General features: G+C 45.1%; 18 protein-coding genes and 2 pseudogenes. 8 read left to right on the top strand and 12 right to left on the bottom strand.

Annotation, left to right across the window (positions count from 1 at the left end; genetic code table 11):
• Positions 1 to 50 precede the first annotated feature (50 nt).
• Both PATL_RS07685 and PATL_RS22220 read right to left on the bottom strand, forming a co-directional pair.
• A complete protein-coding gene (locus PATL_RS07685; RefSeq protein WP_011574340.1) occupies positions 51 to 662 on the bottom strand; it encodes a hypothetical protein in 612 nt (203 codons plus the stop codon).
• Positions 663 to 779: 117 nt separating this feature from the next.
• Positions 780 to 4,910, bottom strand: a complete 4,131-nt coding sequence (locus PATL_RS22220) for a PKD domain-containing protein (protein ID WP_011574339.1) — start codon at positions 4,908 to 4,910, stop codon at positions 780 to 782.
• A gap of 1,084 nt (positions 4,911 to 5,994) precedes the next feature.
• Here PATL_RS22220 and PATL_RS22215 point away from each other — a divergent pair.
• On the top strand, positions 5,995 to 6,543 hold the full coding sequence (locus tag PATL_RS22215; protein ID WP_011574338.1) for a hypothetical protein: 549 nt from the start codon (positions 5,995 to 5,997) through the stop codon (positions 6,541 to 6,543).
• 295 nt (positions 6,544 to 6,838) lie between these two features.
• Here PATL_RS22215 and PATL_RS07670 read toward each other — a convergent pair whose 3' ends face one another.
• Positions 6,839 to 7,696: an AbaSI family restriction endonuclease gene (locus PATL_RS07670; protein WP_011574337.1), complete on the bottom strand. Its 858-nt coding sequence runs from the start codon at positions 7,694 to 7,696 to the stop codon at positions 6,839 to 6,841.
• A 458-nt stretch (positions 7,697 to 8,154) separates the two neighbouring features.
• Between PATL_RS07670 and PATL_RS23075 the strand changes: the two are divergent.
• A pseudogene (locus PATL_RS23075) lies at positions 8,155 to 8,274 on the top strand (phage integrase N-terminal SAM-like domain-containing protein); the annotation flags it as partial.
• A gap of 73 nt (positions 8,275 to 8,347) precedes the next feature.
• On the opposite strand, the gene PATL_RS07665 reads toward PATL_RS23075, so the two are convergent.
• Positions 8,348 to 9,250 (bottom strand): LysR family transcriptional regulator, encoded by a 903-nt coding sequence (locus PATL_RS07665; RefSeq protein ID WP_041713517.1) that lies wholly within the window; start codon positions 9,248 to 9,250, stop codon positions 8,348 to 8,350.
• 113 nt (positions 9,251 to 9,363) lie between these two features.
• On the opposite strand from PATL_RS07665, the gene PATL_RS07660 reads away from it, so the two are divergent.
• Together PATL_RS07660 and PATL_RS07655 are read left to right on the top strand one after the other, a co-directional pair.
• The gene (locus tag PATL_RS07660) at positions 9,364 to 10,089 is read left to right on the top strand and encodes a CPBP family intramembrane glutamic endopeptidase (protein ID WP_011574335.1); all 726 of its coding nucleotides are present in this window, start codon (positions 9,364 to 9,366) and stop codon (positions 10,087 to 10,089) included.
• Positions 10,090 to 10,274: 185 nt separating this feature from the next.
• Positions 10,275 to 11,243, top strand: coding sequence for an MBL fold metallo-hydrolase (locus PATL_RS07655; RefSeq protein WP_011574334.1), 969 nt, complete (start codon positions 10,275 to 10,277; stop codon positions 11,241 to 11,243).
• 232 nt (positions 11,244 to 11,475) lie between these two features.
• On the opposite strand, the pseudogene PATL_RS07650 reads toward PATL_RS07655, so the two are convergent.
• Together PATL_RS07650 and PATL_RS07645 are read right to left on the bottom strand one after the other, a co-directional pair.
• Positions 11,476 to 12,239, bottom strand: a pseudogene (locus PATL_RS07650) (hypothetical protein).
• Positions 12,240 to 12,297: 58 nt separating this feature from the next.
• Positions 12,298 to 12,735 (bottom strand): potassium channel family protein, encoded by a 438-nt coding sequence (locus PATL_RS07645; RefSeq protein WP_041713514.1) that lies wholly within the window; start codon positions 12,733 to 12,735, stop codon positions 12,298 to 12,300.
• 252 nt (positions 12,736 to 12,987) lie between these two features.
• Here PATL_RS07645 and PATL_RS07640 point away from each other — a divergent pair, with 252 nt between their 5' ends.
• Positions 12,988 to 13,548, top strand: a complete 561-nt coding sequence (locus tag PATL_RS07640) for a lysozyme (protein WP_011574331.1) — start codon at positions 12,988 to 12,990, stop codon at positions 13,546 to 13,548.
• Between the two features lie 144 nt (positions 13,549 to 13,692).
• On the opposite strand, the gene PATL_RS07635 is transcribed toward PATL_RS07640, so the two are convergent.
• The 6 genes from PATL_RS07635 to PATL_RS07610 form a co-directional block, all read right to left on the bottom strand.
• Entirely contained in the window at positions 13,693 to 14,427 is a 735-nt protein-coding gene (locus PATL_RS07635; RefSeq protein ID WP_011574330.1) for a HugZ family protein, read from the bottom strand.
• 33 nt (positions 14,428 to 14,460) lie between these two features.
• The gene (locus PATL_RS07630; protein WP_011574329.1) at positions 14,461 to 15,297 is read right to left on the bottom strand and encodes an ABC transporter ATP-binding protein; all 837 of its coding nucleotides are present in this window, start codon (positions 15,295 to 15,297) and stop codon (positions 14,461 to 14,463) included.
• Positions 15,298 to 15,302: 5 nt separating this feature from the next.
• Positions 15,303 to 16,331 carry a FecCD family ABC transporter permease gene (locus tag PATL_RS07625; RefSeq protein WP_081429969.1) on the bottom strand — a complete coding sequence of 343 codons (1,029 nt, stop codon included), beginning with the start codon at positions 16,329 to 16,331 and terminating at the stop codon, positions 15,303 to 15,305.
• An 89-nt stretch (positions 16,332 to 16,420) separates the two neighbouring features.
• Complete coding sequence (locus tag PATL_RS07620) at positions 16,421 to 17,353, bottom strand: heme/hemin ABC transporter substrate-binding protein (protein WP_011574327.1); 933 nt, start codon at positions 17,351 to 17,353, stop codon at positions 16,421 to 16,423.
• A gap of 159 nt (positions 17,354 to 17,512) precedes the next feature.
• Complete coding sequence (locus tag PATL_RS07615) at positions 17,513 to 18,637, bottom strand: HmuY family protein (RefSeq protein ID WP_011574326.1); 1,125 nt, start codon at positions 18,635 to 18,637, stop codon at positions 17,513 to 17,515.
• A gap of 28 nt (positions 18,638 to 18,665) precedes the next feature.
• Positions 18,666 to 20,729: a TonB-dependent receptor plug domain-containing protein gene (locus PATL_RS07610; RefSeq protein WP_041713512.1), complete on the bottom strand. Its 2,064-nt coding sequence runs from the start codon at positions 20,727 to 20,729 to the stop codon at positions 18,666 to 18,668.
• Between the two features lie 335 nt (positions 20,730 to 21,064).
• Here PATL_RS07610 and PATL_RS07605 point away from each other — a divergent pair, with 335 nt between their 5' ends.
• The 3 genes from PATL_RS07605 (at position 21,065) to PATL_RS07595 (ending at position 23,695) form a co-directional block, all read left to right on the top strand.
• Positions 21,065 to 22,237 (top strand): aminotransferase class I/II-fold pyridoxal phosphate-dependent enzyme, encoded by a 1,173-nt coding sequence (locus tag PATL_RS07605; protein ID WP_041713510.1) that lies wholly within the window; start codon positions 21,065 to 21,067, stop codon positions 22,235 to 22,237.
• A 134-nt stretch (positions 22,238 to 22,371) separates the two neighbouring features.
• Positions 22,372 to 22,863, top strand: a complete 492-nt coding sequence (locus PATL_RS07600) for a DUF6515 family protein (RefSeq protein WP_232283299.1) — start codon at positions 22,372 to 22,374, stop codon at positions 22,861 to 22,863.
• Positions 22,864 to 23,047: 184 nt separating this feature from the next.
• Positions 23,048 to 23,695: a LysE family translocator gene (locus PATL_RS07595; RefSeq protein ID WP_011574322.1), complete on the top strand. Its 648-nt coding sequence runs from the start codon at positions 23,048 to 23,050 to the stop codon at positions 23,693 to 23,695.
• Positions 23,696 to 23,731 lie beyond the last annotated feature (36 nt).

The following is a 23,731-nucleotide window of genomic DNA, read 5'->3' as shown; positions in this document are numbered from 1 at the left end:
TTGTGTTCCCATGCGTTTCCTTAAAGTCATAAACCAAGCCGAATAACGTATCAGCTTGGTTTATGCCGTCTGTATCGACACGCTAGGGCTAATACTCCGATTAGGAATATACCCCACGATGTCGGGGTTGGCACCGGCATGTTGTTTGTATCATCGACCACCGTAATTTGTGCATCGAACACGCTGATATCCATAGCCAACGCGTTTAAATCTGACACGATGAGATTATTAAAAGTAAGATTGCTGACGCCTGCACCACTGGCCATAAACGATAGCGTCGCAAACATAAACTCATTAGCCTGAGTGGATAAATCGGCCGTAAATGATACCGCGTAGGCATCGACGTGATTTGAATTTCCTGCTAAATCAAAAATATCAAACTCATCTAATGACGCATTTCCCACTGCGGAATTAAGGGAGCTGACAGCATCGTTGAACCCAAGCAAAAATTCAAACCCGCCTACATCGACGTTTTCTAATCCTGAAAACCAGAGTTCGAAAATAATCGTATCGCCGATATTAACCGTTTCATTTACGTTACTTTGTGTGTTGTTAAACGATAAGATGGGCAAAGCATTCGCTGTTTTACATACTCCTGATAGCAAAACCGCCCCGAGGATTAGGTGTTTGAGCATGAAAGTGATTTTTGCATTTTTCAACATGAATATTCCTTATTTAACCTATTGAATTCGAGTTATTTTCTACATCTCATGTGCTAAACGTTAGTTTGCTGACCATATGAGATAAAGCAGCACATCCTTGTGCTTATCTCGCTGGTATTACTCGGGTTTTAAGGCGCAACGTGATAGGTCACACTCAAGTGCACAACCTCTGGCGTCTAGCACGTTAATCACACCGTTTTGATCCCAATCTGCCACATCGCCTTCACTTGCGGTTGCATTGCGAAGTCGTGCTATAGCACGAATATCTAGGCTATCCACAAAATCATTGCCATCGACATCGCACATTCTTGGTTGCACCACGTTGATCACATCAATGAGTACCTCATCCTCGTCCGTTGCTTGCCCGTCACTCACCACTAGCCGCAATGTATACAACCCAGCCAAATCAGGCTCGATAAACGCCAGCACATTATTGTTATTGATAACGGTAGCTACGCTATTTTCGGGGCGAGAAGCCACCTCCCATAAATAGCTGAGCGCTTGAGGGCCTGAGTCAGGGTCATAACTTAGTGAGCCATCGAGCGCTACGCGCTCGCCTGCATCAACGGTTTGGTCACTCCCGGCATCAGCAACCGGTATTTGATTTTCACTGACAGTCACCATGACGGAGTCCGAGTCGGTTAGCTCGCTATCGCTAACGGTGACCATGAGCGTATAAGTACCTGCGACGTCTGGCACAAACATCGCTAACCCCGCAGGCGTGCTTTCAATACTCGCGCTAACCAGCAAGCTACCCTGGGGCACTGACACAAACACCCATTCGAACGTCAGTGGCGCGGGGCTTTGGTCTGGGTCAAAGCTTGCTGAGGCATTAACCTCAACGCTGTCGCCAAGTTCCTGTTGCTGGTCAGCACCTGCATCGGCCACTGGCCCTTGGTTGACCACCACCTCGTTTATCACAATACTGGCCTCAACCACATCGGTTAACTCACCATCGAAAACAGCGAGTTGTACACGATAGGTACCCGCTACATCAGCTGTAAAGCTAGTGGTGGCTGTTCCTTGGCTAACAAGACTTGCCGTATTAATAGTGCTACCCGCTGGCGCACTTATCACCTGCCACTCGTATGTTAGGGCTTGAGGGCCGTTGTCATTGTCAACACTGGCACTGCCATCTAGAGCGACTTGTGTACCGGTTAGCATGTCGCCGCTCACTTGAATATCAGCCTGGGGCGCTACATTCGCCTGGGCCACGCGCACCACAACTGAGTCGCCAATGCTACTGTCTTCACCGTCATCAACCACAAGGGTAAATACATAATCCCCTGCGACGTCTGGTGTAAAGCTTGGGTTAACACTTGTGCTATTTTGCAGTGCAGTGACCGCGCTGCCTGAGGGCACAGAAACCACCGTCCAAGCGTAAGTCAGTAAATCACCGTCCGCATCGTTTGATGCACTGCCATCGAGCTGTGTAGGCACATTTAATTCGACGTTTTGATCTGCACCGGCATGGGCGCTAGGTGCGCGGTTGATAACCGTTACAGTAACAATCGCACTGTCACTGAGTAAACCATCACTGACAGTGAGTTCGAAACGGTATTCGCCATATACATCAGGTTGTACGCTGGCATTCGCGCTATTCGGCTCAGCGATATCAGCCTGTGCTACAGCGCTGCTATCTGGTGCAGATACCAATGTCCAACTATACGTGAGCGCCTCTGGTGCTTCATCGGGGTCGAAGGAGCCAGAACCGTTAAGTTGAATCACTTGATCTTTAAATAACGTTGGCGCAGAAGACGCAGACGCTATCGGTTTCTGCGGATCAGGCGCTGCCGTTGGCAGGTTATATTCAAGAACGTAGTCGCCAATCTGGTCTCTGCCTGAAGTACCATCACTGAGCACAATGGTATAGGTTCCATTCATCGGTAGGCTTAAATTATAAACCCCAGCCTCAGAGTAATGGCTCGCGTTAGTGAAATAACTCCCATCTGGATTATGCAAGGTAATAAAGGGGGATAAATTAGTGACTTCCAGCTCTCGCATAACTAGTGTCACCTCATCACCCACCACCCCATCAAAGGTGAATGTATCAATGTCACCTTGCGTGACCGTTTCAAAATAAGAACCAGCGCCGCTTAATTTTCCGTGTTCATTAGCACCGAGAGACTTAGCAAAGTGAATTTCATAATCGCTAGTTTGGTCACGTCGGCCTGTACCGTCCTGCACTAATAAGATGTACGTCCCGGTTTGTGTTGCAAGAATATTGCGTAAATTAGCGACAGAATAGTTGCTGGCGTTACTGACTCGACTACCGTCCGGTGCATAAAGCGTCATTAAGGGGAAGTACACATTACGCAAGATATCAGATAGCTGAATATGCAAACGTTCACCGGCAACCGCCTCAAATGTCCAGGTATCTAAATCCCCTAGCGTAATGTCACTGCTCACCACGCCACCGTTAATCAGTGGGCCGTTTTCGTTAGCGCCAACGGATTTAGCAAAGTGCACTTCATAATTACCTACCTGATCACGACGACTTGTGCCGTCTTGCACCAGCAAGGTAAACGTTCCTGTTTGTGTGGCCGAAACGTTGTATAAGTTAGCCACAGTGTAATTACTAGCAGACCCTACGCGGGTGCCATCTGGTGCATAAAGCGTCATGAACGGAAAGAAGCCAGTGTTATCCACATCCGCTATTTGAATATTCAGGTTTTCGCCTGCCGTGGCCTCGAACGTCCAGGTATCTAAATCCCCTAACGTAATGTCACTGCTCACCGCACCGCCATTAATCAGTGGGCCGTTTTCGTTAGCGCCAACGGATTTAGCAAAGTGCACTTCATAACTACCTACCTCATCACGTCGACTCGTACCGTCTTGCACTAGCAAGATGTACGTTCCTGTTTGTGTGGCCGCAACATTGTATAAATTTGCCACCGTATAATTACTAGCAGACCCTACGCGGGTGCCATCAGGCGCATAAAGCGTCATGAACGGAAAGAAGCCAGCGTCATCTACATCCGCTATTTGAATGTTCAGTCTTTCACCTGTTGTAGCCTCGAACGTCCAGGTATCTAAATCCCCTAACGTGATATCACTGCTCACCGCGCCGCCATTATTTAACGTGCCGTTTTCGTTAGCGCCAATGGACTTAGCAAAGTGCACTTCATAATTACCCACCTGCTCACGTCGACTTGTGCCGTCTTGCACTAGCAAGATGTACGTTCCTGTCTGTGTGGCCGCAACATTGTATAAATTTGCCACAGTGTAATTACTAGCAGACCCCACACGAGTTCCATCTGGTCCATAAATCGTCATGAAAGGGAAAAAGTCGCCTTCGTTCACATCCGCTATTTGAATGTTCAGTCTTTCACCTGCCGTAGCCTCAAATGTCCAAGTGTCTAAATCACCCAACGCAATGTCACTGCTCACTACACCGCCATTATTCAGCGTGCCGTTTTCATTTGCGCCAACGGATTTAGCAAAGTGCACTTCATAACTACCTACCTGTTCACGTCGACTCGTACCGTCTTGCACTAGCAAGATGTACGTTCCTGTCTGTGTGGCCGCAACGTTATATAAGTTAGCCACCGTGTAATTACTAGCAGACCCTACTCGGCTGCCATCTGGTGCGTAAAGGATCATCAACGGGAAAAAACCAGCTTCATCCACGTCCACTAATTGAATATTCAGTCTTTCACCTTCGATGGCGTCAAACGTCCAAGTGTCTAAATCGCCTAAGGTGATATCACCGCTGACTGAGCTACCGTTAATCAACGAGCCGTTTTCATTGGCACCGATAGACTTAGCAAAATGAAGCGCATAAGCGCCTGTATTATCCTGCCGTGAGGTGCCGTCTTGAACGACTAGAGAATAGGTACCTGTTTCAGGCGCTTCAGCATTATAAATACTGGCCACTGTATAATTACTCGCCGAAGTAACGCGTGTACCATCTGGCGCATAGAGCGTCATTTGAGGAAATAAATCACCAGCGGCTAAATCTACCAACTGAATATTAATACGCTCTCCCGCTGTGGCGTTGAACGTCCAGGTATCTTCCTCACCCGCTACCGAAATAACACCAGATACTGAGCCGCCGTTAACCAAATCTGCGGCCTGAACTTGACTCGCCCCCATGCACAGCATAAGTAAGCCGCACAGTACCAACCAATAGTGCTGTAAAGAGCGAGGTAAAATGCTGTTTGAAGCTCTGTTAGAAAGGGAGTCTGAAGCATGTTCGATGTGAGCATCAGGACCTCGCTTATTGTACGTAACGTTTCTAGTATCCATGATCTTTCCTTTACATGTTTGTTAGAGTGGCTCCGCTGTACAACGCGCGTGACCGAGTGTGTTCGTGTACGCGATAGACGACTGCTACCCTCTGCTAGCTCTGAGCCTCTGCTATTTACAAGAATTTACTAAACACGAATTAACACAGTGACACAAAATAAATCGCCTAAGAAACACACCTAATCCTTAAGTGAAGCAAACTGAATCATTCGTCGTTTTAAATGAATGGAAATGAACGCAAATGAGAAAAACTGAAAGCACCGTGCATGAGTGAAACAATGGAAATTTTCATCCCGTATCGGCAAGCGGATTTGCCGATCGCAGCCTGTTTCACTCGTCATTCAGGGCCTAGGGATTAGACGTGCAATGAGAATAGATTAAAAATAAATTGAAAGTGGTTTGAGCGTAGTCCGCAGCAATAAAAACAGACATCAATAGATTGTGAAGATTGACATCCATAACCAAACATCAGGGCGCATAATCAGCGTGAAACCAATACCTGATCTTCCCCTAACTCAGCAGACGAAATAACGCCTTACTCGTTTATGTGAATTATCGTTTATATGAATTAGCGCTTATATGCGTTAATCAGGCTTTCATTTTGCATTTTGTGAATAGCGAGCCAGACCAAGTTAGACAGATAGCTTTGTGCCAAAAGCCGTCGTTGAGTTTAAAAAACGTCAACGACTACTCTGTACGTAAACCAGCCGGTGAACCACATTAATATTAGTATTTGTTGTTTGTCTTTTGCGGCCGCTTCAATAAGAGAGACGTTATCAGCGCAACCGCTCAACAATAACAATTCTGCAAGGAGACAAAGTACATGACGCATAGTGAAGTCCTGTTATTCAGAAAAGATGCTCAAGAGTGTCTAGGACATATCAAACCTCGCCATTTAGTCTGATTAGATTGTGCGAACGTGTTACTTGAATACGTAAAATTAGCTAATAACACTAATATCTGAGCAAACAAACTACGCTCAGAATAAGCCTAAATTGTAATTCATTGATTTTACTTGTTTTTCATCTGTGGTACGGCGGTTGCTAGATACACGCATATTGTGATCGATCTAGGGTAAAATGAAATGGAAGAGAAGCAATTCAATAAAATAAGAAATGGCCTGTTACTGGCAGTAATACTTTTCGAAGTGTGTCACTTAACATGGGAATACTTTAACGGCGGAGTAATTACCCATCACCTTTTCATGCGTGCTGATCTTCCCGGATTGTCGAATTGGTGGGGACTACTGATTTTGCCACTTCTGGTGTGGCTATCCGCTGCAGTAATTAAAAAAAGAATATCAACTGGGTCGGATGCAAAAACACTTCCTCCGTCGGTATTACTGGGATTCTTTAGCATGCTGCTGGTAAGCACAGTTCAATCAATTGCCTTTGTAAATGGCTTTCCAAGCGTAACAATGTATTTGGCTCTGGGCGTTTTAGTTTCAGCTTTATTTGTACCGCTATACAGAATGGAATGCATTCTTGGGCATGTTATCGGCTCAACCTTTGTGTTTGGTCCTGCTATCCCATTTGTCGGTGTATTGATGTTCGCCCCTATCTCGTTGTTGTCACACAAGTGCATTAAACCTCTATTTCTGCGCTTCAAGAACGGCAGAACGGCTGTGAGTTAAAATGTTCTGAGAGTGAATGATGGTTTAGTGTTGATGGATAGAAACCTTCGCGTTTAGAAAATAATAAAACCTAAGCCAAATTAAGTACCTATGAACTTCCGGTATTTGACTATTAATGCCCGTCAGACCTCGCCCATAGGCTCCTCCGTACGTAAAGCGGTCGTACAGATGTGAAATACCAAACGGCAGTAATGAGCGAAAAGCAGCCGTTCGAGCTTGATGATTTTAACGCCCAGCTAAGGTGCTGGTTTGGAGCGCAGCGGAAAACCAGTCCCACTTGAGCTGATTGTTAGCATTAGTTTTGTTCATATGTTTTCACTCGGGTTTTAATTCGTCGCCAAATCAGGCCAGTTTTTTCATTGCTATCTTTTACATCTAATTGGTACTGCCCTCTGAAACGATACAATACGTCCCCGAGGTTTCCTCTTACCTTTGCAAACACTATCCGCTGATGCTTGTGCTTTTCTTTGTTGTTGACGTGACTTGATACATGTTGTTTTGCTTTTTTGTCATCTTCGTTTCGCTCGGTTATTACTTCTTCGTCAGAGCTAATTTGATTATCCCATTCTCCGTTGGGAAATAATTTTGGAAACCATAGCATGATATAGTGGTCGGGATGCGCTGCTCCAGCCCGTTGATATCCGGTGTAATTATGACCAAAACAGTTACATGCATCTTTTATTGTTTTGAATGCCACGTTATCTTTGATGTCAATGTAACCGCGCTTTATGTATGTTGCCGAATCAAATTCAGAATCTATGTCCCACGGAATAAATGAGATTTCTTGCCTCATACTTTTTATTTTATTTACGGCGGCATCTATTTGGGTATTTATGTCATCAAATGACTTTGTTACATCAATCCGCAATATTTCGTGACCAGTTGCGTTGATAATGTCTGCTTCACGAATTTTATCTGCTTCGATATTAGCTTGGTTGAAATGCTGGCCTTCATCAACTTCAATATGAAAAGCAAACTGAGGGAAATATAAATCAGTTAGCGCTCTACCTTTGGGGCGCGTTACATATTGTTGGGTGATAAACTTAATGCTGAAATCATTCAATAAGTGAATTATTCTCGTTACAACATATGCTTCATATTTTTTGTTTTTCGTCCTTCCGAGTTGGCGAATTATGTATTCTTTTTTATCCATTCAATGAACCACTGATTTTTGATGCTAACGCTTATTATCGAGCATGTCGTATACGTAACTTCTAGATTTGGTTTTTTTAATCACTTCAAGTTCTTACCTTTTGATTTTATTCAGTATTTTTACTATCGTGCGAGTAAAACCGTTTGGAGTTGCAAAAGCAAAAGGAGACCTCGGTTTAACGAGACTTTTCTTCTTCCTATTAAAAATGAAGTGAAAAACATTTTCCACAATTAAATTAATAACCTAGCATATTTTTGAAAAACAAAACGAGACCTGAGAAATTTATATAATAGGAAGCAATCTTGACATCATTTAAAAACACACATCGCACCTGTATATAAATACAGCACACTTTACAGGAGATAATATTATGTCCAAGTCACCTTTTTATAGAATCTAATCGGGTTATATTACGACCCAAAAGGTATAGCTTAAAAACGTAAAACGCCTACCTTCATTGGATTAAACGATTTATTTATCTCAACGACAAGCGTCATCCTAAAGATATGGGGGAACGAGAAGTTGAACAGTTTTTATCACATCTTGCTATTAATTATGTTGGGTGTCTATGTAATTAATGTTGGGTGTCTATGTAATTACCGAACTGAAAATTAAGCATATTCTAAAAAAGCTATTTCGTAAGTGTAGATTTTACTGCCACTGTGGTCTTTTACTAAGAAAGAAATCGATAAAAGCGCGCACTTTTGGCTCGACAACCACTGTTTGATGATAGTAAATGAAGGCTTCGGCACGATCCCACCAATAGTCTTCCATCACCGGCACAAGTGAGCCATCTGCAATGGCTTCTTTAATTTGTTTCGATTTAGGTAAGGCATTTATTAGCCCGAGACCTGATTGTGCACATTCAATCATTCCTGCCACCGCTTTTACCCTAGAGTTTAACGTTTTATGTATGACTTCTCCTGTAAGAGCCTGTAACACTAGAACGTTGCTTGGCTCATTATAGAGATAACCAATCACATCGTGTGTGTCCAGATCGTCTGGCGTATTTGGGATCCCTTTGGTATCAAGATAATCAGGAGAAGCAAAAATCCCATAACGTTCATTGTACAAAGTGCTTCGTTTCAATCCCGTGAAGCGATCTCCTAAATATGAACCTATCCCCCAGTAAACATCATATTCATCCTGCGCAATATCAACCAAAGACTCCTTCACATCAAACACGACATTGAGAAGAGGAAATTGCTTTAAAAATTCGCCTATCCATGGTGTGAAATTCTCTGTAATGACTTCATTTGCTTGCGTTAAAATACGGAGTTCACCTGAAACTTCGAACTCCGTTGATCGCACCCACTGCTGCAAATCACGGTGTTGGTTGTTCAATGCGGTACAACGCTTGAGAAACTCTCTGCCATATTCAGTCAGTTTTAGTTCTCGTCGAGTTCGAATAAAGAGTGCTTGGCCAACACTCTGCTCAAGATTAGCAATTTGCTTACTGATCGCCATAACGCTTTTAGACATTTTTACAGCGACTCGGGTCATATTTCGTTCTTGAGCGACGAGCTCAAAGGTCTGAAGTTCTCTTAGCTGCATGAGGTAATTAACCATAAACTTTTAGTTTATCTATTTTTAGATATTAACTTATTTATTTATCTAGGTCAGTAAAATACGATTTGCACCATACTTATCTACTATTGGAAATACTTATGAATTTACATATTTGGACACTCTCAATGGCGTGTGTCGTCTTAGCCGTGCCTATTTACTGCCTGTGGGAAGGCAATAAGACGCAACAGGATGTTACATCAGGCAAACAAACGCGGTTGGGGGCATATGTTTCCACCATAGTGCTGCTGTGGATACCTACCTTATATTTATTGATAGGCATGAGTTTGGGTAAGGTGAATACTGCCGACCTTTCATTAGTGTGGGCGGGTAGTCTCAACAACTGGTTAGGTGCAATGGGGCTATTACTGATAATGGGCTATTTTGCCTCTAGTCTATTTTCAGTGAAGAAAACAAAAGAAACGCATCAGAACATTAGATTGCAACTAGACCACGTCGCGTGGCTTATGCCGCGAAACCTGAAAGAGCTAACGTTATTTACTGGGGGCCTTTCACTATCTGCCGGTATATGTGAAGAACTCCTTTTTCGAGGGTTTATTTGGCAACTTCTTACACCAATTTTAGGGCTTTGGCCTGCACTTCTGTTGTCTAGTATCCTATTTGGTGTCGCGCATTATTACCAAGGATGGCCTCACGTGCTGCGCGCAGGTGTCATGGGAATAGCGCTAGGGCTGGTATTGTGGCTTACAGAAAGTATATGGATTGCGATTGCGTTGCATGCACTCATAGATATGTATGGTGGACTGCTAGCCTACCTAGTGTTTCGCACCACTGATGTTAATCCATTGCTTGGTGCTAAAGCCTGACGCTCTAGGATTTAGAGACTGCTATTTTAGTGCTTTCGTTACTGAGCAACATAATCAATGTTGAACGTGGAATAGTGTGAGCCAATAGGTTTCTAATATTGCTTTGCTTGTATATTTTCTTGCTTCTGCTACAAATTCTGAGCAAATTCTTTAGGCTGCAGCATTAGCTGTCCAAGAGGCAACACATGAAAATAAAGCTAATTTCAGCTCTTCTGGTACTAATATCAGGATGTTCTATTGATGCAGGTGTCAACGCGAACGAAACCTTAAGTGCTTCATCCACAAAGCGTCACACTGTACTAAATAAAGAGAAATGGATTCACGGCTCTGTTGATTGTAAAACCAACCAAGACCCATCGGTTGATATATATAGGCATGATGAAACGAGCTTTATACTTCGTCAAAATAAGTGCCTAACCTTTGAAGCTCCCTTTGTATATGTGCTTGTTGGTGAACGGAAGATCCTGGTATTTGACACCGGAGCAATGCCTGACACTGACGGTTTTTCTCTTTATCAAGAAATCAAAACGGCTGTTGGAGCGGATGTTATTTCCGAGAGAGATATATTGGTCATTCACTCTCATGGTCACAGTGATCATTATCAAGGCGACGGTCAGTTTGACGGGCAGCCAAATGTCACTTTGGTTGGCCCAACAGCTAAAGAAATGAAGAACTATTTTGGCTTTAATGAATGGCCTACGGGTCAAAGCACCGTGGATCTCGGTAACCGAAAGTTGACAGTTATTCCAACACCTGGGCACCAAGAAGAGTCGATAACGGTCTACGACCATCAAAATAAATGGTTGCTGACAGGGGATACTTTGTATCCTGGGATTATCTATATAAAGAATTGGGATGAATACAAACTTAGCATCGACAGACTAAATAAATTCTCAAAGTCACACAAAATAAATGCCATTTTAGGTGCTCATATAGAAATGGCCGCTAACCCCGGTGAGTTTTATCAAATGGGCTCAACTTATCAACCTAATGAGGCTCAACTGGATTTGGCAACGCCACATCTACATAAACTAAATGCCGCCCTGCAACGCTCATCCAAAGCCGAAAAAATAGATTTCGATGAATTTAAGATTCAGCCAATGGGCTTACTGCAAAAATCTATCAGTAATGTTGTGCGTTGGTTCACACAATAGGAAACAAGTCGTACAAGCGGTTTCTCTTTGAATGGCTGGCAAAATAGCAATGTATAAAGAGGCCGCTACACTGTGTACGAATCTCCTTTTCACACATATATACTGATAGCCCGAGTAAGTTCCCTCTGGATGACCCTTTTGGCTCGTAGTAAATGATCTGAGCTGTTCAAAGTAACAACTTAACGTGCCAGTTATATGCTGGCGACTAAATTCGTATACGCCAACGATTACCCTAGTGAGGTTTTGTTAACGCTAGGCCTTTTACCATATATATATCATCGTACTTAAGGCCGCCGTTTCCATAAGGTTTATCGATTGGGCCGGTATTACAATTCATCAAAAAATACGTGAGCGGCCATTCGCGCTGCATGCGAAAGGTTGCACCTTGATAAACCAACGTCTGCACGGGGAACTCACTGCCACCTTGTAAGTACACGTCATAAGTTTGCCCGCCATCAGCCACTCGAGCGTTATTAACCACATACCAAATTTGATACCAAACGCCGGGCGCTAAAGGCTCGGCTTCGCCCTCACTGTCGCTTTCGACGTCAATCTCGGTGTTGGAGTTAGTGTTGGTATTGGTATTGGTATTGGTAAAAGCACCATGCCATTTATGCTTCACATTGGCGTAGCCACTAGGCACTTTAACCATGAGTGCGCCGGTGTTCTTAAGGCCGCTAGACTCGCTTTTATCCGTTACACGTAGTGTGGCTTCAAAGGCATTGTAATCATGCTTTTTTATATCATCAGGGCCCATGTTACTTAGGCCAAAGGCATGGTTATTGGGGAATGCCTCAACATTTATGCGAGTATAAAAAGTGTAAGTGTCACCTGAGGAGAAGCAACTAAGGGCTTGGTTTCGTTTTTGGTATCTGCTTTTGTCCAATTATCAACACTATTACCGTGCTCAAAATCGTCTATCAGTAACCAAGCGATGGGCTCATTCGCAGCGCTCACTGCGCATATCGCTTGACTCAGTAAACAGATACAAATCATTCTGATCAGTTGCACTTACGACTCCTTGTATTGGCCGTCACGTTAATACGTTAATACGTTAATTTTCGCCATCGATAATTTTCCAATGGCGCTGCATTTCAAAATACAAAAACGATGCAGTCCACGTTATCAGCACCAATCCAGTTAGGGATTCTATACCGGTTAAGTAGCGCAAGGCACCTAGGGGCTCAATGTCGCCGAAACCGACTGTGGTATAGACGGTAAACGAGAAATACGCGCAATCCATTAGCGAGCCTTCGAAATTACCAATGAGTGTGCCCCACCCGTCAATCCTATGCATGAAATAATAAGCGATAGCGAATATCCAAATTTCACAGATATGTGCGAGAAGTGCGCCGAACACGCCGAAGACAATACGATAACTGTGTTTCACTCGCATATTAGGCAAAAAACGCATAATACGATGCAAAAACTCGTAGTGCAGCATAACGGCACCCGCCACCAGCAAAGTATTAATTATAAATACGTAGATCATTTACCACTTCCGTTGAATCGGCCTTAACCTGATGATAGATAGGCCATTTGATATTATCATCAGCCAGTCTCATTCGCTTATACAGACCTGAGTTTAACACCAAGTCCTCCCTCTATTTTCATATAAAAAACAACAAACTTGCAAAATACCCGCTAACGGTTTTAATTAAGTGGCACACTAATAAGACGTTAGCCAACAAAGAATGCAGGGAACACATATTCAGCGCTAACGTGCATATCAAAAAGGACGCTTATGAAAACGAATCCCCTGTATACGCTGACCCTCACCGCCTTGCTATTAACATTAAGTGGTTGTGCAAGTCAGAAAAGCCCAGCGACAAAGAAAATCGAGCCCTCGTTAGAAATCCCCTCGGTTACACAACAAAAAAGCGAAACCAATCAAGCCTGCATCGATATTATTAAAGATTCCGAAGGTGTAAGACTTAACGCTTATAAAGGCCCGGGTGGACATTGGTTAATCGGTTACGGTCACAAAGCGGGTGTAAAGCAAGGCATGACAATAAATGCCCCGCAAGCCGAGGTATTACTTAAAGCAGACCTGCTCAAAATAGAAGACCAAATGCACAAGTTAGTTAAAGTACCGGTAAACAATAATCAATTTAGTGCATTGGTTTGCTTGGGGTACAACATCGGCATGGGCAACCTATACAAATCAACTTTATTGCGCTTACTGAATAAAGCGGATTACACAGGGGCAAGCGAGCAATTTAGCGTATGGCGCAAAGCAGCCGGTAAAGTCAACGCGCATCTGGTGCAACGCCGTGCAAAAGAGAAAAGTTTGTTTGATAGGTAACATGAGGCAGCGACAAGCGCTCAATTAGAAATCAGTGGCAGCGCCAGTTCCAACTGATACCTTTCAGCTCACATCGTGAAAATGGCGCCCATTTGTCGTTAAATAGACGTGGTGCGCCATTTTTCTTTCATGAGTGACTGGCGATTAATTAGCCACAGCTAACGTTAAGTCTGCTCTTGCTGCATGTGTCGCTGCCACTAACTGCTCCCGCACTGCTTGCGCGCTAGTGCATGGTTTATCAAATTTCAAGAACAGTACTTTCCCGTCAGCTTCGATGTGACAGCCTTCATAAAATGCCGATAGCATTGTCACCTGTTTTGCTCGCAGTGCGAATTGATGTTCAACAATGAGCGTCATGGCGTCGTGGTGATCCTCATTCATGTGTTCAATAATCCCTTTACTCACTCGCGGCCAATCCTCAGACTTTTCGCTTGATTGCCAATCTTCTTTGTTTATCCAAAAGATTTTGCCGAAACCGCCTATGTAACGAATGCGCTCAGGTTTGATTTGATAAAACGAAAAGTCGTGGGTCTGCTTATAGCCCTTAGCGCGAGGGAACAACGCCAGATACTGCTCAGTTAAATAGGCATCTTCCACCAATTCTGCATCTCCCAAAAAGGTCACTCGGCCATTGGCTTGAGAATCATCTTGCAAGGTGTCAAATATAGTCACCGACACTTTAGGGTTACCTTTGATATTGCGCGTGTGCTGGGCAATTTGGCTAATATAAGTGACTAAGTTACCTTCATTAGTCATAAAATACGGCACCACAGAGCCAAAGGGATAACCCTGCACTGATTGTGAGTGTGTGCTAAGTACCCCGCTGTGCTGCTGACGAACGAGGATTTTGGCGTCGAAGATATATTTGTCTAATTTCATTTTTGCTCCTTATGGCTAATCGGGTAAACACCATCAGTGGGTGATATACGGCACACCATCTGGTTGTGGGATAAGTTTGGGCATTACGCCAAAACACTGTTGTAAGTTTGTTGCGGTGATCACGTCAGCCACTCGCCCCTGCGCTAAGCAGCGCCCATTTGCTAACAAAATCACCTCACTGGCGTAAGGTAAAACCAAGTTAATATCATGGCTGACACACATGACGCTTAAACCTTGTTGGCAGAGTGTTTTAATCACATCCATCATGGCTTTTTGAAAACGAAAATCCAGCGCTGAGGTGGGCTCATCGAGCAACAGCAACTTGCCGTCTAACAGTTTTGCCGCGCTGTCCCCATGTCTCTTTTTGTGCACGTCCATTGAAGCCCCTTCGGTTGTTTCAATGAAGGTTGTGGGTAACAATTGCACCAAAGCTTTGGCAATAAACACGCGCTGGCGTTCCCCGCCCGACAACGTTCTAACATCACGGCCGAATAAGTGTGCAATGCTGAGCTGTTCAGCCACTTGGCAAATGAGCGCCGTACTCTGAGCTAGGGTTTCGGTTTGATTTATGCGTCCTAGCTGCAAAATTTCTTCCGTTAAAAAGGCAAACTGCACTTGGTTATGTTGATTGACAAACGCACGCACTTTGGCGAGCGATTTAATTTGCCAGTCGCCTAACGTGCGTTCATTCAACGTTATTGCACCTGTCAAAGGTGCATGAAGCCCAGCAATGCAGCGCAGTAAAGTCGATTTACCGCAGCCGTTTTCGCCTATTACCGTGCAAAAGCTGCCAGCATCCAAACGGATGTTCACTCCCTCAAGTAAGGTGTTCTCGCCGTGATTTAAGGCGATATTGTGTAAATTAAGCATGGCGTTTAAGCAATTGCCCCTCCCCTTTTTTGTTTAGCTAAAAGGTATAAAAAGAACGGCGCTCCCACAGCTGAGGTCACTATCCCGATAGGAATTTCAAGAGGGGGAAATAACGCCCGAGAAGCGGTATCAGCGCCCAACATTAATATGGCGCCAAGCGCACCGCAGGCAGGCATCAAATACTTGTGATCTGCGCTGAAAATCGTGCGAGCAATATGGGGTACCACCAAACCAACAAAGCCGATAATGCCGCACAGTGCGGTAGCCAGAGCGACCGAAAATGCCACTAGCCAGAGTATCAAACGTTTGTATTTGTTGACTTCAAGGCCCATGCACTGGGCTTCGTTTTCGCCAAGAGCAAACAAGTTCAGTGGTTGGCGCAAATGCATATAAAGCGCGATAATCGGAATACTTAATATTCCGACAAACAGCACTTTAGACCACGTCACCCCGCCTAAGCTGCCCATCGTCCAGTAAGTGATTTGCCGTAACGCGTCATCATTGGCCATATAACTAATTGCACCAATATGTGTACCCGACAATGCATTAACCGCAACACCTGCTAAAATCAGCGACGAAATCGCCATACCTGCTGGCGTACGCGCAACTATCAAAACAATCCAGACGGCTATTAGTGCACCAATAAATGCACTTAAGGCGATTAAATACTGCCCACCTATTTCAAGTTGTGGATAATGGTTAATCAGCGCGAGTGCTGTGGCGGCGGCTGCAGCCGCTCCCCCTGAAATGCCTATTAAGCCGGGATCCGCCAACGGGTTTCGCACCAAGCCTTGCATCGCACAACCTGACATCGCCAGTAATGCCCCAACAAACATGGCCATAAACATGCGTGGTACACGCAGCTCAGAAAAGACATACCACTGTAAGTACTGCTCTTGAGACAAGGCTTGATGGTTGAACTTGTTGACTAGCACATCAAATAAAACGTGGCTAGATTGCTCAAAACTACCTGATTGTAACCCCACTAGCAGCAACACCGTTGCGAGGGCGAGCACAAACGTAAAGCCACGCATATGCTTTTTTCGCCTTGCATGTAGGGCAAATTGAAGGGTGATGGGCGAGGCTTTTAGGTTGGTAGACATATTAGAGGTCATATTGGCATTCATCGGCTCTGGTCAGCGTAAAACCCAGCAGTGCGCGCAATCACCGTTTGCAAGGCTTGTGGATAGCGAGGAGACAACCCTAATGCACTGCTACTTTCCATTACACTGATGGCACAATTTCGCCCTGCATTTGTCGCTTTTAGTGCTGGGTGTTGGCATAAACGCTGTAATGCATTCGCCTCTCGTGCACGGTGACTTGCGACAAAAATGATGTCTGGGTTGGCCGCTAAAATCGATTCGTTATCCATCACTTTATAATCTATCAAAGCGTGTGCTGCGTTTCTCACACCCGCATCATCAAACAAGGCTTGAGGCACAGTATTCCCCCCTGCGACGGTTAACCCACGATCGCTGTCAGACATCACAAACAGCGCCGTGACCTTGTCATGCCCGCCTGCAAGGGCGCTTGAATCATTCGCCAAACGACGTTGACTTGCTTTGGCTTTTAGCTGTGCTACTTGTTGGGTAATCTGTTGATTCAATGCTAACGCTTTTTCTGAAGCGTTTAATAACTGGCCTATCTCACTGATAAGCTGATGCAAACCCGCTACGTCTCGTTGCTCATCAAATATGTGAACCTGAATACCCGCAGCTGTTAACTGCTCAGCTAAACTTTCAGGCCCAGTAGCCTGTGCACCCAATAAATGGGTGGGCTGGAACCCTAGAATGCCCTCTGTACTGAGCTGACGAAAATACCCCAGTTTAGGCAGTGAAGCAGCGGCAGCAGGAAATAAACTGGTGCTGTCGGTAGCAACAATAAGCTGCTCTTTACCTAGGGCATAAATTACTTCTGTTATGCTGCCGCCCGAGGCGATAATGCGCATTTTTTTGGGACTTTGCTGGCCATCCGATTCAAGCGAGGTGCCTGCGTATGCTGATGGTTGTAAACTGATTAACGCAAGAAAAAAAACTAAACTAACGAACTTGTACATGGTGCATCCAATTAACGTTTAAACGGTTTGCCGAATTTGTGTGCGGCTGAAGTGCGGTTTGCGCCAATACCGCCGCAAACCGCACTTGTTGAAAATAAACCTTCACCTAGATACTCAGCCAACGCTTCGGCGCGAGTACCTGCATGCAGGACTAATGAATTACTCGCTGGTTAATTCATTAAACCGGAAGCTGTAATTACCTGATGTACCCGCATCGTCGTAGTAGCTGGTAATTTGCATTTTAAACGTGCCTTCGTTGGTGTTGATCAAGTACACACCGTATTGTGACCACAGCAAATGCCCACCATTTAAGTTGTACTGATACCAAGGGTTGTTATCGAAGGCCAATTCTTGCGTTACGTCTGACGCAAAGCCGTAAAACTGTGCGGCTTCGCTGTCTATTGCAGCATAAGCATTGTCGTCATCCACTATCGCAGTGGCATCTTCAGCGATGTGAATATCAAATTCAGCCCCTGTGATGTCATCCACTGTGGTGCACGCCAAGGTAATATCCCACGCATCTGTGGCAGATATAGCCGCACCTAAATCAAAGTCTATGTATATGTCATCGGTGCAGTCTGCGGTGTTAATGGTCAATGCTGATTCAGCACCAAATTCGGTGTCCCCGGCTAAGGTATTTTGCGTGGCAACGCCAAACGTAATGGATGACATTGTGCGCCCCTCAGTGGTTAAGTCCGTCACGCGAAACTTGGTATAAGCGTCATCTGAGTCGACAATGAAATAGCGGTCATCGTTGGCAGTCACTATATGGGTTGTTGTATCGTAATCGTAAAATTTTGCGCCAATGACACTCTCTTCGCTGTCACCAACAAAACTTGTTTCCTCGGGAATGTCCGTCCCACTGATAGCAAGATAATCATCTAGTTCTGTGTCTGCATCAGCGTTTAAGAAGCTATTGGCAACCGCGGCGCCAGTATCATCATAAAAGTCGCTGTTAATATCGGTGAAAAATGCCCCAACGCCGTTGTCACTGTGGGTATTCAAATAGATCTTGGTGCGCTGAAACGCGATATCCCATGCACTGCTTTCAGCCGCTTCTTCAGCAGTTAGCGTAAGGGCAATACCCGCATCTAAATCGAAATACACGCGAGTTGGCTCAGCAGTTGTTCCTGTGCTAAACGGCCCCACTATTGTGCCCTCTTCTACCACCGGTACCGTCGGCTCAGTGGGTGAAGTATCAACGCTATCGCTGCTCGAACTTGACCCTCCGCAGGCTGTTAGTAGTATGGCGGTGCTCAAGCTGGCGAGGTAACTGATTTTCATGTGTGTATTTCCTTGTTGTAAGAGTGTTTTAATAGAATTGATAGCTAACGCCGACAAATACCCGCTGGCTTGAAAGGGGCCTTACATCGAGTAAGCCTTGGGCGATAGCATCGCTGTTTTGATGTTCATCAAAGAGGTTGTCGATACCGGCATTCCACTGCCAGTGGTCGTTAATGTGCTGATTTACGCTGAGATTAACGCTGAGCCAATCGTCTTTTTCGATACCCAATTGTGTGCTGCTTGGATGCTCGCCCGTTTCATACACCACGTAGGCTAACGCATTGATATCGTAAGGGAGTCGCCAAGTGAGGTTTGTCTTAATCTGATGCGTGGGCCGTTCAGCCAAGTAAACACCATCGCCATCGGTGGCATGTAGATAGCTGTAGCTCAGTTGATAATCCACTTTTTGCCAACCCAGCTTAAGCGACAGATCTGCCCCTTTCATATAGGTTTGGTCGACATTGGCGTAGCGGGAAATCAATAAACCAGTTTGCGCTGAAGCCTCAACGTCGGTCACTGTATTAATAAAATCTTGCGCTTTGGCGTAATGAATATTGGCTCTTAGCGACAAGCGCGGGTAGGCGCTGTGAGCGTTTTTGTTTGAGTCACTGCGAGAGTTATTGCCAGCGGCATCGCGCGATCGATTAGCACCAAACAAGCGCTGAACACTGCCGTGGTAACTCAGCTCAAAGTTGCCACTTAGGGCGGTTTCCGGGTCAAGGTCTTCATTGCCCAGCACCATGTAACCTAAGTTGCTGTGATCAAATACATAAAAGCGTTCTTTTAACGTAGGAACGCGATAGCTTTGCCCTGCCCCAACTCGCAATTGCCATAAGTCATTTTTATCATCGCTTAGGGTAAACAAACCATTTACCCGCGCCGCAGAATGTACCCCAAAGTCACTGTCATTTTGTGCTCGAAGGCCCGCAACCAATTCATGATCGCCATATTGCCAACTGGCTTGCGTGTAAGCCTCAACACTGTCACGACTTTGGTCATCAATTTCAACAGTGCCAGCGACACCGGCCGTGCTGGCTTGCTTAACTTGATAAAGTTCATCACGATGCAATACCAAGCCTGATACAAGGGCGACATCGCTTAGTTGCCACTGATATTGACTGTCTATTTCTGCCAACGTGATTTGGGCATCACGCAGACCGTTTGAATCTCCGCTGGTTTCATCATGTTGTAGATAGCGCCCTTGTACCTTCCATACTTGGCTTTGACTCACACTGATATCGTGCTGCCACTGCTCGACGTCGGATATATAACTAATGTCTCCAACTTGTCCAGGAATGGCATAGCGCAATTTGCTTTTTTCATCGCTGAAATAGCGGGTCTTTAACGCCAAGTGAACTTCACCAAAGTCCCTAGCCAACCCCAGATTAACAAACGACTTATCCGTACTGGGTGCACTTTGTGAGAGTGTATTTTGGTCGTAATCAAAGCCTGGATCATCAATTTTTTGTGCGCTAACACTTCCCTGCCAGCCCAAAATCATTTGGTTAACGTTTAATTGGTATAACCCAGCCACATCACCAGAATCGATGGCATTTTGCATATAACTGCTTGCTTGGTATCGGAACTTGGCACTATTTCGATTCTGTTTACGGGTGATAACGTTGATCACTCCGCCCATAGCAGAGCTACCATAAAGCACAGACGCCGCACCGCGTAACACTTCTATACGCTCAATGTTTAGCACACTGATTTGGTCTAAATCTACCGACGAGCCAGTGGGTGAAATTAGCGGTTGGCTGTCAAGCAGGACCAATACATGATCTCCGTCAAAACCTTGCATTTGCACTGTGTAGCCGTCTTTTTCGTTACGCTTAGTGACCACTCCAGGAATGAAGTTGAGCGCACTGGCTAACGTGCCATGACTCACTTGTTGTAATTGTGCTCCTGTAATCACCTCAATAGGAATTGGGCTTTGTGATTGGGCAAGCTCGGTGCGCGTGCCCGTTACCACCATTGTCTCTAACGGTGTATTTTCAATATGTTTTACATTGGGCTTGTTGTCATTGAATAACTGCGCCTGAGCACTGGTATTGAACAACATTAGGCAAGGTATGAGGGGTTTTAAGTTCACGTGAATATCTACTGCAAATAGTAATCGTTATCATTTGCATTTTAATTTGTCACAATTTCATCCTCTTGGTCAAGGGATTTGTGAATATTTTGATCGCAGACAAGGCGTGTTCGCCCAGAAAATATACCCATAAAAAGTGAGTTGTATCAGCACGTTTAAAGCCACGACAAGCGATAACGCGACGAACAAGTATTCGCGTGAGCTTCAACCAAACCGCACCTGCATTTAATGGGGAAAGCCGCTGCTTTATGTCGATAAAAATGGCAGAATAGCCCGCTTTCGTTGCGCCCTTCGCAATCTTGTACCCTTTGCAGTCATAAGTTGAGACGTATCATTTGAAATATTCACAGCGCGCCCAAGCTATATCGCCCTTCTTTGCCATGGCATTTGGGGCTAAAGCAGCCGAATTAGAAGCACAAGGCCATCATGTTATTAAGCTTAATATCGGTGAGCCCGATTTTGGCGCGCCACCTGATGTGTTACTTGCTATGCAGAACCTGGCCACGACTTCCCCTCTACCCTATACGTCAGCGCTGGGGTTACCCGAGCTCCGTGCTGCTATCGCAGGCTTTTATAAAATGGCGCATAACGTCGATATAAGCCCGGATCGTGTGGTCGTGACGGCGGGCGCTTCTGCTGCGTTGTTGCTGTTATCGGCGGCGTTTGTAGACGCTGGGGATAATGTGATCATGGGCGATCCTTCTTATCCCTGTAACCGGCAATTCATAAAGAGCTTCGGAGGCAATGTTCAATTAGTGCCGACGACAGCAGATTCACGCTTTCAGTTGAATATGGACTTGCTTGAAAATCACTGGCACAGCGGTACGCGAGGTTTAATGTTAGCCACACCGTCAAACCCAACAGGCACAGCCGTTGCACCAGATGAATTGCAGGCAATGTGCGCGTTCGCTAAAAGCCGCGGTGCGTGGCGTATCATTGATGAGATTTACCTTAATTTGCATCACGGTGACGCAGGTTTTCAGCCGATTACCGCGTTATCATTCGATGATGAAGCACTTGTTATCAATAGCTTTTCTAAATATTTCGGCATGACTGGCTGGCGCTTAGGTTGGTGTGTGGTACCTGAGCGCGCTGTACCTGTTATGGAGCGCATGGCGCAAAACTATTACATTTGTCCATCAACCCTCGCCCAAAAAGCCGCCCTCGAATGTTTTACACCGGCTTCTATTGCCGTGTGTGAGTCCCGCAGAGCGATGCTTAAGTCTCGAAAAGAATTGATTTTAGCCGGGTTGAAAGAGTGTGGTTTGCACGTGCCTGTCCAGCCAGATGGCGCATTTTACGTCTATATTGATGTTCGCCCTACCGGCCTTTCAGCCATGGACTTTTGTGAGCGTGCACTGCAAGAAGCCCACGTAGCACTCACTCCAGGCAATGATTTTGGCGAATTTCAAGGGGATGATTACGTACGTTTGTCGTTCGCCTCCGCTGAGAGTGAGTTACAAGAGGGATTGGTAAGGTTGAGTGGTTTTATGCAAAATTTAACATAGTCGTTGTTAAGCCTGTGTGAGTGCTTATTTTGAAGATAATCACTCACCAACTTCTTTACACAACCTTTACTCTTTTCCCTCTAACAATCCTCTGTCTTGCGTATCCAATATATATCATCTTTGGAGGCGCTAGTATGACCCACTCTTTGAAGCGACATATAAAACGATCTGTAAAACTAGCTGTGAAACGCTCAAAGCAAGGTATGAAGTGCCGATTCGCTTTTATTGCGTTAATTAGCTGTTTGCTTTTAACGTCTTGTGGCTTATTTCACGGTCGGCATTCAGGTGGTCATGGTAACGTTAATGTTCGAGGCGGAGGTAATGGGCCGGCAGCGCTAATTATATTAGGCGTAGGAGTTGCGATTGGCACCATCATATCCGCCATACCCGACAAACATACCCCTATCAGCTCAGGCCGCTATTATGCTGATGGCATATTTTACCGCGATACGTCACAGGGTTACGAGGTGATTTCTGCACCGATGGGCGTCTGGGTAAATGACATCCCTGCCCAGCACAGACTGTCACGCTTTCAAAATAGAGATTACATTGAATGCAGAGGGGTTTGGTATCGTTATAGTGAAAATACTCAACAATATCAGGTAATTAAAAATCCTTATAAATAGAATCCAAGCTAAGCCGTGCGTCTCAGTAGCATCGCAATTATTAGCACCTGAGCGATTAGTTGCCAGCCGTTTTGTCTGTCCACTCGTTAAACAGCAATAGGGATTTGGATACCGCGCCTAATATGATATAAAAATACGCTAGGCGTTTATCGCGTAATCTTTTTCCGGCAGTGAATCCCAATCGATGCATATTTTAAATTTCGAAGCTTTTTTGTTGGCTATCACCCTATTAACCCTCACCCCAGGGATTGATACCGTGTTGGTGATCAAAAACTCGAGTCGTTCTGGAGGGCGTGACGGCATAGTGACTAGCCTTGGCATCTGTCTTGGTTTGTTCGTACATGCGACCTTTTCAGCAGTGGGCATATCAGCGATTTTATTACAATCCGCTGAACTTTTTATGGTAATAAAATGGATAGGCGCTGCATATTTAATTTGGTTAGGCATTGGAGCATTAAAAGCTGCGCTTAAAGGTGATGCAAGTGTTGCCATTGATGCTAGCGGCGTGAGAATTTCAAGCCTGAATCGCTCGTTAAAAGAGGGCTTTTTATCGAATGTGCTTAACCCTAAAACCGCCGTGTTTTATCTTGCCTTTTTACCGCAATTTATCGACCCTCAGTACTCGCCGTTTCTGCAAGCAATGACTATGGCAGCAATACACTTTGTGATTGCCATGGTGTGGCAGTGCGGTCTTGCAGGCGCTGTCAGCTCAGCTAAACGCTTCTTTGCTAGCAGTGCAGCTATGCGCTGGATGGAAGGTATTTCTGGTAGCGTATTAGTCTTTCTAGGATCGAAACTTATTTTCGATGATGCTCCGGTAAAATCCAATTAACTCCTCGCCCGTGTCGGTTTTCACTTTCTAAGTAAC

The sequence above is a fragment of the Paraglaciecola sp. T6c genome (genome assembly GCF_000014225.1).
Lineage (GTDB): Bacteria > Pseudomonadota > Gammaproteobacteria > Enterobacterales > Alteromonadaceae > Paraglaciecola > Paraglaciecola atlantica_A.
This window is presented reverse-complemented; position numbering and strand designations above follow the sequence as displayed.

What these genes read in the sequence shown, in the direction of transcription:
- PATL_RS07685 (WP_011574340.1), bottom strand. Translation starts at nt 662, where the DNA reads ATGTTGAAAAATGCAAAAATCACTTTCATGCTCAAACACCTAATCCTC.
- PATL_RS22220 (WP_011574339.1), bottom strand. Translation starts at nt 4,910, where the DNA reads ATGGATACTAGAAACGTTACGTACAATAAGCGAGGTCCTGATGCTCAC.
- PATL_RS22215 (WP_011574338.1), top strand. Translation starts at nt 5,995, where the DNA reads ATGGAAGAGAAGCAATTCAATAAAATAAGAAATGGCCTGTTACTGGCA.
- PATL_RS07670 (WP_011574337.1), bottom strand. Translation starts at nt 7,696, where the DNA reads ATGGATAAAAAAGAATACATAATTCGCCAACTCGGAAGGACGAAAAAC.
- PATL_RS07665 (WP_041713517.1), bottom strand. Translation starts at nt 9,250, where the DNA reads ATGCAGCTAAGAGAACTTCAGACCTTTGAGCTCGTCGCTCAAGAACGA.
- PATL_RS07660 (WP_011574335.1), top strand. Translation starts at nt 9,364, where the DNA reads ATGAATTTACATATTTGGACACTCTCAATGGCGTGTGTCGTCTTAGCC.
- PATL_RS07655 (WP_011574334.1), top strand. Translation starts at nt 10,275, where the DNA reads ATGAAAATAAAGCTAATTTCAGCTCTTCTGGTACTAATATCAGGATGT.
- PATL_RS07645 (WP_041713514.1), bottom strand. Translation starts at nt 12,735, where the DNA reads ATGATCTACGTATTTATAATTAATACTTTGCTGGTGGCGGGTGCCGTT.
- PATL_RS07640 (WP_011574331.1), top strand. Translation starts at nt 12,988, where the DNA reads ATGAAAACGAATCCCCTGTATACGCTGACCCTCACCGCCTTGCTATTA.
- PATL_RS07635 (WP_011574330.1), bottom strand. Translation starts at nt 14,427, where the DNA reads ATGAAATTAGACAAATATATCTTCGACGCCAAAATCCTCGTTCGTCAG.
- PATL_RS07630 (WP_011574329.1), bottom strand. Translation starts at nt 15,297, where the DNA reads ATGCTTAATTTACACAATATCGCCTTAAATCACGGCGAGAACACCTTA.
- PATL_RS07625 (WP_081429969.1), bottom strand. Translation starts at nt 16,331, where the DNA reads ATGCGTGGCTTTACGTTTGTGCTCGCCCTCGCAACGGTGTTGCTGCTA.
- PATL_RS07620 (WP_011574327.1), bottom strand. Translation starts at nt 17,353, where the DNA reads ATGTACAAGTTCGTTAGTTTAGTTTTTTTTCTTGCGTTAATCAGTTTA.
- PATL_RS07615 (WP_011574326.1), bottom strand. Translation starts at nt 18,637, where the DNA reads ATGAAAATCAGTTACCTCGCCAGCTTGAGCACCGCCATACTACTAACA.
- PATL_RS07600 (WP_232283299.1), top strand. Translation starts at nt 22,372, where the DNA reads ATGACCCACTCTTTGAAGCGACATATAAAACGATCTGTAAAACTAGCT.
- PATL_RS07595 (WP_011574322.1), top strand. Translation starts at nt 23,048, where the DNA reads ATGCATATTTTAAATTTCGAAGCTTTTTTGTTGGCTATCACCCTATTA.